Source organism: Collinsella sp. BA40, assembly GCF_008014645.1.
GTDB lineage: Bacteria > Actinomycetota > Coriobacteriia > Coriobacteriales > Coriobacteriaceae > Collinsella.
Window position 1 is genome coordinate 1 of record NZ_VOWY01000020.1, and the last position, 11795, is coordinate 11795.

Genomic DNA, 11795 nt, shown 5'->3' on the forward strand with positions numbered 1-11795 from the left:
CGATGGACCATGCTGAAAAACGAGGGCGGCCATGGTTGACAAAACCATAGAGACACCCCCCTTGCGCCAGATTCCTCCCGACAACAAGCGTCCGGCGCGGTTTTCTCCCGGGTAGAAGCCCGATCTTGCGTCCGTACCGTCAGGTTTCCGCGGGCCGACATCCCTGCCGTCCGTTTTCCGCGGCGAAACGGCCCGTCCGCCATGAAGCTCCCGACAGCCGACGACGGCGCATTCTTACCGTCAGGTTTTTCGCCCATGCAGCCCTGTAGGCCACAATCTTGCCGCCAGGAACCGGCCCCGGTTCGCACTCGCTATTCGTCGAGAACCCGCGCGGCCAAGGCGGCGGACAGCTCGACGAAGTCCCCTCGACGCTCAACCCGGTCGGAGCCGTTCCACCACCGCAGCATGCTGCGCACCACGCCGCCGGCTGCAAAATCTGCACGCTCGACAAGATCGGCTGCGGCCGGGGCGCCGGCCTGCAGATGGCGCACCGCCCCCTCGTAGAATGCATCCGCCACCTTCTCGCAGATTACATCGAGCAGCACGCCCGACAGCGAGCTCGAGAAGATGTTATCCATCAGGGCCTCGTGCTCGAGCAGGTAATCGGCAAACTCGTACAGCACGGCGCGGCGCTCGCCCGCCTCATCGGCCTGCTCGCCCACGTTCTGCAGCGCACGGTGGCCTCGCTCGACCATCTGGCCGCGCAAGCTCTCGACATAGAACGCAAAGAACTCCGACTTATCGGCGAAGTGCTTGTAGAACGTAGTGCGGCGAATCGTCGCCTCCTCGCACAGCATCGCCACCGACATGTCCTCGTAACGACGCTCGGACAGCAGCTTGGTGCACGCCTCGATGAGCGCGGCGTACGTTTTCTTAACGCGCAGATCCATATCTCAACCCCGACCGGTCTTTCACATATCATAGTGACCTGTTAGTCCAAGTACTTCATTTTGTCTCTTAGCATACGCTTGTCAACAAACGATATCAGTAGGCTGAAGCACCATGGCTGCGAATGCACCGGCTGTCCGCCTGCATCGTCACCGCTTCGCATGCGGCGCGGGCCGCGTTAAAAGCGCGTGGACGCACCGGCGGTCCGCCCGCATCGCCACTGCTTCCGCTCGCTCCGCGCGGACCCGCAGCCGCGCGAAAGAAGCGGGTATACTGTGCTCAACTGCGCGCCGCGCACCTTCTGAGCGCGCTCAAGGAGACAGGGGTTTTCATGCTTCCCATCATCATCGGCATCGTCTTGGTCGTCGCGATCATCAGCGCCGTCGCCGGCATCTACAACAACATGGTCACGCTGCGCAACCGCATCGACAACGCGTGGCAGAACATCGATACGCAGCTGCAGCGCCGCAACGACCTCATCCCCAATCTCGTCGAAACGGTCAAGGGCTACGCCGCGCACGAGAAGGAGACGCTCGACGCGGTCACCTCGGCGCGCAACGCCGCCGTCTCCGCAAGCACGCCGGACGAGAAGATCGCCGCCGACAACGTCCTCACCGGCGCCCTGCGCCAGCTGCTGGCCGTTGCCGAGGCGTATCCCGACCTCAAGGCCAACACCAACTTCAGCCAACTCCAGAGCACGCTCGAAGATACCGAGAACAAGATCTCCTACGCGCGCCAGAGCTACAACGACTGCGTGCTCAAGTACAACAACGCCATCCAGACCTTCCCCGGCAACATCTTTGCCGGCATCTTCCAGTTCAAAGAGCGCTCCGGCTTCGAAGCAGCCCCCGAGACGCGCGACGTCCCCCAGGTGAAGTTCTAGCAACCACCCCGCGCCCTCGCGGCGCATCCATCGCATGCGCACGCGCCCCGCGGAACGCCCTGAACTGCGCCCTATTTCTTGGACAAGGAACTAGAAGTCCAACAAATGGGAGGCAGTTCAGAACGCCCGCGGGGCGTTTTCGTATGCTCGCACCGCATTCGCGCCGCGGCTTTTGGCGAGTAGCTACAATGAAGCCGAACGCCCTTAGGAACCGTGACCGAAGCTACCGAGGCAGCCATGAGCACCCATCCATCCGACTCCGTCCGCCATGACGACCAGAGCACCGCAGCCGACGACCGGACGCGCGGCGGTTCCGCCGTCGCGCAGAAGCGCTATATCCCCGCGCTCGACGGCATCCGCACCCTCGCCGTCTGCGCCGTCGTGCTCTACCACCTCAATCTCCCCTGGATGCAGGGAGGCCTGCTGGGCGTCACCATGTTCTTCGTCATCTCGGGCTTCATCATCACGCGCCTGCTGCTGCGCGAGTTCGATGTGACGGGCCACGTCGACCTCAAGCAGTTCTGGATTCGCCGCGTACGGCGCCTGCTTCCCGCCATCGTCGCGCTCGTCGCGGTAGTCATCGTTCTGTGTGCCGCCTTCAACCACGTGATGCTCACCAAGATGCGACCCGGCATCCTGCCGTCGCTCTTCTTCGTCAACAACTGGTGGCAGATCGCGCAAGATACCTCGTATTTCGCCGCCCTGGGCGACCCCTCGCCGCTCACGCACTTCTGGTCGCTCGCCATCGAGGAGCAGTTCTACCTTGCATGGCCGCCCCTGCTGTTCGCCATGCTGTCGCTACGCGTCAGGCGTCCGCAGGTGCGCCGCGCCGTGCTCGTCCTCGCCTGCGCCTCGGCCCTCGCCATGGCGCTGCTCTACACCCCCGGCGCCGACCCGAGCCGCGTCTACTACGGCACCGATACGCGCGCGTTCTCCCTACTCCTGGGCGGCTGGTTCGCTTTCATCCCCGACCGTGCCCTCTTCCCGCGGCATCTGGCAAGCTATTGCCTGCGCGGGCGCCTGCCCCGCGTCGCATCCGAGCGCGACGGGCGCGAGACCGACCTTGTGGGCTTCGCGGCCATCGGCGGCCTTCTGGCGCTCTTCGCGTTCTCCAACGGCTATTCGGCTTTCCCATACCGCGGCGGCATGCTGCTATGCTCGCTGCTCACGCTCGCGCTCATCGCCGCATGCATGCGCCAGGACGGCCTGGTGGCGCGCATCCTCTCGTGGAAGCCCCTGGTGTGGCTCGGCAAACGCTCGTACAGCATCTACCTCTGGCATTTTCCGCTGCTCGCGCTCATGAACCCGGTTACCGATATCACCACCGATCCATGGTGGGAGACGCTCGCCCAGCTCGCCGTGGTGCTGGCCGTAGCCGAGCTCTCGTACCGCTTCATCGAAACGCCGTTTCGCCATGGCCTCATGGGCACGCTCGCACACGAGGTGTGCGCAGGCACCGCGCCCGCGGCGATCGTACGGCAGCGGCCCGTCGCATTCGGCAGCGCCGTCATCGTCCTCGCCGCCGCCGGGCTCTCGCTGGCCCTCGTTCCCAAGACGGACGCCCTCAGCACCGAGGGCGCGGCGTTGCTCGCCCAGGGCGACGACGAACAGGATGCCAGCGCAGCCCCCGGGGAGACGGACGCCGCCACCTCGGATGCTCCTCAGTTCGCCGACACCGCATACGACGTCGTGATGGTCGGAGACTCGGTCTCGCTGCGCACCATCCCCGATTTCCAGCGCACCTTCCCGCACGGGCTCATCGACGCCAAGAAGAACCGCCAGTTCGTCACGGGCATCGAATTGATCTCGACCTACCTGGACAACAACCAGATAGGCAGGGTCGCCGTTATCGCGCTCGGCACGAACGGCCTGGTAACCGATGGCGATATCGACGCCATCATGAACCTGCTCGGCCCCGACCGCATCGCCGTATTCGTCACCACGCGCAGCCCGCAACCGTGGGTGGCTCCCACCAACGAGGCCATGATGCGCGCCGCCGAGCGCTACGGCAACATCCGCGTAATCGATTGGTATGCCCTCAGCGAGGGGCGCAGCGAGCTGTTCGACGGCGACGGAACGCACCTGTCGTCCGAGGGCGCTGCGTACTACATCCAGCTCATCTACGACGCGGTAAAGAAAGACCTGCCGCTGCACGCGGAAGACCACGTGGAGCAGCAGGTCATAGAGGCTGTCGATCGCCTGGGCCGCAACTGGCTCGACACCGTTGCCGGCGGGTCGCTCCAACACGGAGGCGCGCCCGAACCCGAGCCCGCCGGGCGCTAGTACCCCAGCGCTTGCAGGCCAAACATCACGGCGGTGAGCACGGTGATGAGGATGATCGTGCCCCAGGTGAGCACGTTCCACGCACGGCCGTTGCGATACTTGCCCATGATGTGCTTGTCCTGGGCGATGAAGACCAAGAACACCAGCAACACGGGCAGCAGCACGCCGTTGATGACCTGCGCGCTCATCATGATCTGGAACAGGTCGACGCCGGGCATGATGACCAGCAGCGCGGACGCGGCGATAACCGCGGTGATAATGCCGCGGTAGACGGGCGCCTCGTCCCAGCTGCGATCGGCGCCGCGCTCCCAGCCGAAGGCCTCGCAGATGGCGCTCGAGGTCACACCGGGCAGCACGCACGCGGCCAGGAAGCTCGCGGCAACCAGGCCGGAGGCAAACAGAATCGTGGAGAACTCGCCGGCGATGGGCTCGAGCGCAAGCGCGGCATCCGCCGCGTCGGCGACCTCGATACCCGCCGGATGCAGCACGGCGCCCGTGGTCACGATGATGAACCATGCGATGGCGCAGGCGATGATGGAGCCCGTGGCGGTATCGATGCGCTGCAGCACGATGCCGTCCTCGTCGATGTTCTTATCGACCACGTTGTTCTGCGCCAGGAAGATCATCCAGGGCGCGATGGTGGTACCGATGGTGGCGACGAGCAGGGAGACGTACTGCGGCTCGTTCACCAGATGCGGGGTGACGGTTGCCAACGCGACCTCCCCCCAGTTGGGCCCCGCCAGGAACGCAGCCACGATGTACGTTACGAACACGCAGCTCACCAGCAGCAGGATCTTCTCGATACGGCGAAAGCTGCCGCTCATGGTGAGCATCCACACCAGCAGCGCCACCAGGGGAACCGACACCGTCTTGGGCACGCCGAACAGCGCCAGGCCGCTCGCGATGCCCGCGAACTCGGAGATGGTCACGGCCGTGTTCGCGATGAGCAAAGCACCCATGGCCAGGGCGCTCTTGCGCACGCCGAACTTCTCACGGATAAGCGAGGCGAAGCCCTTGCCCGTAACGCAACCGCAGCGCGCCGCGGTCTCCTGCACCACGATGAGCAGCAACGCCATAACCGGCAGCATCCACAACGTGCCATAGCCGTAGCTCGCGCCCGCGCTCGAATACGTTGCGATGCCGCCCGCGTCGTTACCCGAGAGGGCCGCCAGCAGACCGGGGCCCATGGCACCCAGCACGGCGGCGACGGTCAGCTTCTGTTTAGTCTCTGGTTGCATGCTTCACCAGCCCGTCCTACAACAAGGGCACGGCGCCCAGCACCGTGTACGCCAACGCCGCGAGCAGGACCGCCGCGAACGTGAGCGACGTGCCCGAGGCCGTGTGGTCGCGATCCTCGCCGCGCACCAGCACGGCGAAGTAGATCACCGCGCTCGCATACGTGGCCGTGATCACCAGGGCCGCGTTGCGGAAGCAATCCATGTACGTGGCGATGACCATGGGGTCGCCACCCGCGAAGATCGTGGTTGCCATGAGCTCGCCGCACAGGTACACAACAGCGGCCAGCACCAAGCCGATAAGCGTGGATTTAAGGAAGAATCCCAGATAAGGACGGGGTTCGTCCTCGCGGTCGTCGTATTCCAGGAAGCTGTTCTTCACAAAGGCCGTCATGCGCATGGCGGCCAGCAGCACCACCGGCATGATGGAGATGGGCATGAGCGCGAACAGGCCCTCGCTCGTGATGATGCGCAGCGCGTCGGCGTCGGCGGCGATGCGATCGGGCGCCGTGACCGCGATGGCGGCGATGGCGCAGGCCGCGATGGCCCACACCGCGATCCAGTACTGGCGCTGGGCGAACCACACGAAGGTATGCGCCGACTCGCCCGTAGTGGACTCGCCCGAGGAAAGGCCGGCGATCTGCAGGTCCTCCTGATGCTCCTCGGCAATGACATCCATAGCGTCGTCGAACGTGACGATGCCCAGGATATGGCGGTTCTCATCGCACACCGGAATGGCCACGAGGTCGTACTTGGTCATCTCCTCGGTCACCTGCTCCTGATCGAGATCGGGAGCGACCCACACCACATCGCGGTAGGCGAGCTCGGAGAGGCGCGCATCGTGATCGGCCACGATGAGCGTGCGCAGCGACAGCACGCCGGTAAGCATGCCGGACGGGTCGGTGGTGTACACGTAGTAGACGCTCTCGAAATCCTCGTCGAGCTTCTTGATGGCGTCGATGGCGTCCTGCACGGTGGCGGTGGAGGGCAGCGCCACGAACTCGCTCGTCATGATGCGGCCCGCGGTATCCTCCTCGTATCCAAGCAGGTTGCGGATGGCCTTCTCCTCCTTGACGCCCATGAGGCGCAGGAGCTTCTCGGCTTTCTCGTTGCCGAGCTCCTCGATGAGCTCGACGGCGTCGTCGGGGTCCATGAGCGCGAGCATCGAGGACGCGTCGCGGTCGGTCATGCCCTCGAGCATCTCGGCCACGAGCTCGTCGTCGTCGAGCTCGGCGATGGCCTCGGCCGCCTGAGCGGTATCGAGCTGCGCGAACACCTGACTACGCAGACGAGGATCGAGCTGCTCGATGATGTCGGCGATATCGGCCGGGTGCAGCTCATCGAGCGTCTTATGCGACACCGAGAGCTTGATGTTCTGCGTGGAGCGCTCCAGCAGGTCCATATATGACCAGGCGATGATATCCTCGCCCAGCGGCTTGCCCACGGCCTTCGCCATGCGCTCGACGACGCGCTCCAACGCGGGATGAATCGCGCGCAGCAAGCCGCGAGCGCCCACCTCGGCGCCGAGCAAGCGCAGCTGCAGCTGGTTTTCACCCGAGACCGAGAACTTGATATCGTTTACGCGCACGACCTTCATGCCCTGCGTGTCCACGATCTGCTTGTTGAGGATATCGCGCGCCAACAGCACCTCGTCGGGCTGCAGGTAGGAAAAGCGGATGTCGGTATCGGGGCAGTTGAGGTACACGCCCGTATCGTCCACATGGTCGACGTACTTGCGCCAACTGATCATAAAGGGCGTCTTCCCGGGCCCCTGGAAGGCCAGCGACGTCACATGGGGGAAGACCTCGCCGGTGGCGATGCCGAAGTCATTGACGATGCCGAGCTTCTCGCCGTTCACGTCAAGAACGGGAAGCCTGAGCATCTCGGAAAGATAGTTCATAGTTCTCCTTCGCCAATACGCATATGCATACGGTACGGGACGCGCGACCCCGCGCGCGCCGCAGCGAAGGGCGGCACAGGGTCAGCAGCTACTGTGTGGTCGAGGTTTCGATTTCACCTTGAGCCTTTCTCGTGACCCTCGTTACAAACAAAAGCGGTCACGGACGAGCCGTAACCGCTCTTTACTATAGCATCCATGCGCGGAGCACGGCCAGGTTTTACGCAAAGCTTGCATGTCCGCAGGCATTCGGACGGCATTCGCTCCTAGGCCGCCGGCGGCAGCTCCGCCCCCTCGGGCATCGCGACATCCCCCTCTACAACTGCATCGGGGAAGCGGTCGTCCTTGTCCATCAACTCGCTTACGGTGACCAGCTCGTAGCCCGCACCGCGCAGCCCATCGATGATGCCCGGCAGCGCCTCCACGTCTTGCGCTCGGTTACCGCCGCCGTCGTGCATCAGCACGATCGCGCCGTTAAACGCGTTGTCCAGGACCATCGAGGTGATGGCCGCCGCACCCGGACGCTTCCAGTCGAGGGTATCGATGTTCCACAGCACGTTGCAGCTTATAAGATCGCCCGCACGCGCCCAGTCGTTCGCAGTGAAGGCGCCGTACGGGGCGCGCATCATCTGCGGGCGCACCCCCGCCGCGGATTCGATGGCGTCGGCAGCCGACGTGATCTCGGCTCGTAGTGAGGGCGCATCAAGGTCGGGCAGGTACTGGTGCGCGTTGGTATGGCTCGCCAGCTCGTGGCCGCCGTCGACCAGCTGCTTGGCATACGAGGCATAGCGTGCCTCGCTGCTCCCCAGGTTGAAGAACGTCGCCTTCGCCCCCTTTGAGGCCAGGATGCCCAGGATGTCGGGCGTATACCCGCTCGGTCCGTCGTCAAAGGTGAGCGCGATGTACTTGCCGGCGCCCTGCGGCTTCACGTTGAGCGACGACACCACCATGTCGACCGGTGCCTGGACGATCTCCTTGTCAACGGTCTCGCCCGAGCGTTCGCCCACCGTCACGACCTTCTTGCCCGGGACGCCCCACTGCGAGACGAACTGCACGGCGCCGCCCGATTCCATCGTGATACCCGGCGCGGCCGCGACCGTCTGCTCGAAAGAAGGCTCGGTGCGGTCGGCACCCGCCGACACCTCGAGCTCGGCGCCTTCGGGCACCTTCGTGTCTGCAAACCGGCTCGAAGCGAGCTCCTCGCCGTTCATGCGCACCGTACAGCGCTCGCCGCCCGCCTCGTCGAGCACGGCGCCGCCCAGGGAGAGCAACCTGCCCGGCGGTGCGTCGAAGAACGCGCGATCTTCCAGAAGCGCCTGCACCGACGTGTTCACCAGCATCGTCTGCCCCTCGCCGTTCACGGTGATGGGAACCGGACGCCAGAGGTTCCAATAGCACAGCGCGAGTACCGCGCATACCGCCAGGCCTATCACGGCGAACGGGGCCAAGCGCGTCGAAGCCGCACCCGATGGCGAACCCGCAGCCGGGCGCGGATGCGGTTTCTGCGCGGGAGCGGGTGCCCCTGCCCTCTTTGTCTCCTGCTTCATATGGCGCCTCCACGGTCATGCATGCGTTAACGCTTCCATTGTGCCCGCTGGCACGGACATCGGACGGCCTTCGGCGCCAGTATGACAAAACTGTCAACAAGACCCCTCATCGGCAACGGCCGGCCGGCCGTGGAACGACCGCGCGCAGACGCGCTACTCCTCGGTTTTGGCGACCCGCGGTAGCACCGCATCTTTCGGCATCGAGACCTTGCCGGGCGTCGGCAACGCCTTGGCCAGGTCATCGTCGGTGGCAATCAGCTCGGACAGGCTTACGACCTCGTAGCCCTCCCGGCGCAAGCCGTCTAACAGCGCGGGGAGCGCTTCCACGGCCTGGCGGCCCGATGATGCGTTATCGGTGAGCAGCACGATGCTCCCGTTTGAGACCGAACCCAGCACCGAACTCACCACGGCATCGGCGCCCGGCAGCATCCAGTCGCCCGAATCGACGTTCCACGACACCGCAGCCCCCACCATGTCCATGGTTTCGGCCCAGGTGCGCTCGGAGAACGCCGCGAACGGGGCGCGCAGCAGCGCCGTTCGCTTCCCCGTTGCCTGCTCGATCGCGTCGAATCCCGCGCTGATCTGCTTGCGCGCAGCCGATGTAGACTGATCGGTAAGGCTTTTATCCTCATACGAGTTGGATCCGAGCTCGAATCCGGCTGCCGCGATAGCCTTCGCCGCGTCCGCGTGCTCCTCCACCGCGTTGCCTGCCAGGAAGAACGTCGCCGAAGCGCCTTTTTGCTGCAGGACCGAAACGATCTGCTCGGTATATTCGCTTGGACCCTCGTCAAACGTAAGCGCCACGTACTTCTTGCCCTTGACGTCGGGATTCACCGAGGCGCGCGCAACCACGCAATCAACCGCGTCCTTCACCACGCCGCGATCGAACGTCTTGCCCGATGTCTTACCGGTCCACACCTCGCTGCGGCCGGGCACGCCCCAGGTCTTCACGTACTCGATCGCGCCGCTGCCCGTCGTGACCAGCTTGGGCTCGATGGTCGTCGCCTGCACCTCATGCGGTTCGTACTCGTCGCGACCGTCGCCGATCTCGACCTCGTCGTGTTCTTGAAGCCTGGTTTCGACCAGCTTGTCGTTATCGACCTGCCTTCCGTTGAGCTTCACCGAAACGCGCTCGCCACCGCGCTTGTCCAACACGGCATCATCCACCGCCAGCAGCTTGCCCGGCGTGGGCTCAAGCCCCTGGTCTGCGATAAGCTGCTCGATGGAGGAGTTGATACGCGCCTTCGCATCGGCGCCGTTCAGCGTGATGTCGACGCTTCGATTCATATACCAGATGACGCTGGCGACGAAGAAAAGGAACGCGCAGCCCACGGCGATGAACGCATAGGGCCTGCGCGAGTTCTGGGGGCGCCGCGACCCCATCTGCCGCCTGGTCTTGCGGCCGAATCCCTGCGAATGATGCAGGTACTGAACGCCGGGCTTGCGCACCCGGCGCCTATTCGCGCTCGGCAGATGCTGAGCAGCGCCCGGCCGATACGCCGGGCGCTTCTTTGTGGAGTAGGAGGTGGTGTAATGAGGCAACGAATCTCCTTATCCCCTGTTCGCCGCGGAGCGAACGCGCTTTTATTTCGATGGCGGTTTCTTCGGGGACGCGCCCGACGCCTTCTTGAACTCGCTGGCAAACGCCTGGAACATGCCGGTGGTCTTACCCAGCTGCTTGCCCACGGCGCGGGCGGCGGACCCCTGCGAAGAGCCGCTCTTCTTGGCGGGGGCACCCTTCTTCTTGGCGGGGGTGCCCGCGGCCTTATGGTACTCGTCCGAGAACCCCTTGATGGCATCGCCCGTCTGGCCGATGCGCTCGCCCAGAGCACGGCTGCCCTTGGTCACCGCTTCCGAGCCCTTTTCATCGAGCGTCTTAGCGCCCTTCTTCACGCCCGCGCTCACCTTTACGGACGCCTCGGCGGCCTTGGCCGCAGCACCGCCCGAGAACTCGAGCGAGGCCGCCTCCTCGGCGACCACCATAGCGCCGCGCCTGTAGCCGATCATCATGTCGACCGGCATGGCGATGTGGCCGATCAGGGCGCTCGACGCGGCTCCCGGTGTGATATAGAACTCCTGCACGGCGCCCGTGCGAGGATGACACGTTACATCGGAGCAGTAGCCGAGCTTTTTGCCCGTCTTGGTCACAACATCCATGCCCGTCCAGATGATGCACGAATCCAGATCCACGCCGAGGCGTTTCGCCGCCGGGGTGTCGTAGGACTCGCGTGCATCGGCAACGACCAGCTGGCCCTCGCGCACATCGATGGCGTCAAGCGCGACGAAGCGGTCCTCTTGCTTGATCATGCCGGCGATGTCGGGCAGCTTCACCATGAAGCCCACCACGGTACGGCCATCCGGCGTGAACACGGGCAGATGGACCTTGCCCAAGCGCTTGAGATCCTTGAGCGTTCCGTCCTTCTTGACGCGCTGCTCGTCGGGGACCAGCTTGTAGATGCGAACGCCTTGGAAGTCTGCGGTGCGCATCTACGCCTCGACGGGAGCCTCGGCCACGGAGCTTTCCACGACGACGTCCGCAGCGGGGGTTACGTTGCCGCCGGCGATGGCATCGTTGAGCGACTCGCGCAGCTGGTCCATACGCTCGCGGGCGAGGTCGACCTTTGCGCGCAGCTCGTCGGTCTTGGCGTCCATCATGGGACCGAAATCGGTTGCGGCGGCGCGAGCCTGGTCGACGCCCTGCTCGTACATGTCGCGCGCGGAATCCCATGCGTCATTCGCCATATCGGCGGCCATGGCGCGCGTCTCGGCACCGGAGCGCGGGGCGACCAGCAAACCGATGATCGTTCCTGCAACGGCTCCCACAGCGGCGCCCGTTACGAAAGCAAAGCCTTTACCCATATCGATATCCTTCCACAAGTCACGATTCGACCTTGTTGATGAACCATTATACCCAGCTGCGCCGAAAACACCCACGCGTGCGCATTTTAGCGTCCGTTGCGCTAACAACGCGCCGTCCCGATCGCGATGCCTCCGCAGTCCGCTAGCTGTTAAGTGCCAAGACGTTGTTTACATCTCGATGGTGACAAATAGGGAGGGCTCCC

Annotated in this window: 9 protein-coding genes; 2 read left to right on the forward strand and 7 right to left on the reverse strand. The window is 64.5% G+C overall.

The genetic code is table 11. The features are described from left to right. Positions 1–311: 311 nt before the first annotated feature. Complete coding sequence (locus E4J93_RS07755) at positions 312–890, reverse strand: TetR/AcrR family transcriptional regulator (RefSeq protein ID WP_147588895.1); 579 nt, start codon at positions 888–890, stop codon at positions 312–314. Between the two features lie 329 nt (positions 891–1219). On the opposite strand from E4J93_RS07755, the gene E4J93_RS07760 reads away from it, so the two are divergent. Next, entirely contained in the window at positions 1220–1771 is a 552-nt protein-coding gene (locus tag E4J93_RS07760) for a LemA family protein (protein WP_147588896.1), read from the forward strand. Between the two features lie 213 nt (positions 1772–1984). Continuing rightward, the gene (locus tag E4J93_RS07765; RefSeq protein WP_255431969.1) at positions 1985–4054 is read left to right on the forward strand and encodes an acyltransferase family protein; all 2070 of its coding nucleotides are present in this window, start codon (positions 1985–1987) and stop codon (positions 4052–4054) included. On the opposite strand, the gene E4J93_RS07770 is transcribed toward E4J93_RS07765, so the two are convergent. The 6 genes from E4J93_RS07770 to E4J93_RS07795 all read right to left on the reverse strand — a co-directional run bounded on the left by E4J93_RS07770 (position 4051) and on the right by E4J93_RS07795 (position 11592). Next, on the reverse strand, positions 4051–5292 hold the full coding sequence (locus E4J93_RS07770; RefSeq protein ID WP_147588897.1) for an NRAMP family divalent metal transporter: 1242 nt from the start codon (positions 5290–5292) through the stop codon (positions 4051–4053). The two genes, E4J93_RS07765 and E4J93_RS07770, sit on opposite strands and share 4 nt — an antisense overlap. A gap of 16 nt (positions 5293–5308) precedes the next feature. After that, on the reverse strand, positions 5309–7189 hold the full coding sequence (locus tag E4J93_RS07775) for a magnesium transporter (RefSeq protein ID WP_147588898.1): 1881 nt from the start codon (positions 7187–7189) through the stop codon (positions 5309–5311). 263 nt (positions 7190–7452) lie between these two features. Continuing rightward, the gene (locus E4J93_RS07780; RefSeq protein WP_147588899.1) at positions 7453–8733 is read right to left on the reverse strand and encodes a polysaccharide deacetylase family protein; all 1281 of its coding nucleotides are present in this window, start codon (positions 8731–8733) and stop codon (positions 7453–7455) included. A 153-nt stretch (positions 8734–8886) separates the two neighbouring features. Then, on the reverse strand, positions 8887–10275 hold the full coding sequence (locus tag E4J93_RS07785) for a polysaccharide deacetylase family protein (RefSeq protein ID WP_147588900.1): 1389 nt from the start codon (positions 10273–10275) through the stop codon (positions 8887–8889). A 42-nt stretch (positions 10276–10317) separates the two neighbouring features. Next, a complete protein-coding gene (locus tag E4J93_RS07790) occupies positions 10318–11220 on the reverse strand; it encodes a PRC-barrel domain containing protein (RefSeq protein WP_229056485.1) in 903 nt (300 codons plus the stop codon). Next, positions 11221–11592: a YtxH domain-containing protein gene (locus tag E4J93_RS07795; RefSeq protein ID WP_147588901.1), complete on the reverse strand. Its 372-nt coding sequence runs from the start codon at positions 11590–11592 to the stop codon at positions 11221–11223. Positions 11593–11795 lie beyond the last annotated feature (203 nt).

Bases quoted from the DNA above. Each gene is read 5' to 3' on its own strand.
- E4J93_RS07755 (WP_147588895.1), bottom strand. From the start codon at position 890: ATGGATCTGCGCGTTAAGAAAACGTACGCCGCGCTCATCGAGGCGTGC.
- E4J93_RS07760 (WP_147588896.1), top strand. From the start codon at position 1,220: ATGCTTCCCATCATCATCGGCATCGTCTTGGTCGTCGCGATCATCAGC.
- E4J93_RS07770 (WP_147588897.1), bottom strand. From the start codon at position 5,292: ATGCAACCAGAGACTAAACAGAAGCTGACCGTCGCCGCCGTGCTGGGT.
- E4J93_RS07775 (WP_147588898.1), bottom strand. From the start codon at position 7,189: ATGAACTATCTTTCCGAGATGCTCAGGCTTCCCGTTCTTGACGTGAAC.
- E4J93_RS07780 (WP_147588899.1), bottom strand. From the start codon at position 8,733: ATGAAGCAGGAGACAAAGAGGGCAGGGGCACCCGCTCCCGCGCAGAAA.
- E4J93_RS07790 (WP_229056485.1), bottom strand. From the start codon at position 11,220: ATGCGCACCGCAGACTTCCAAGGCGTTCGCATCTACAAGCTGGTCCCC.
- E4J93_RS07795 (WP_147588901.1), bottom strand. From the start codon at position 11,592: ATGGGTAAAGGCTTTGCTTTCGTAACGGGCGCCGCTGTGGGAGCCGTT.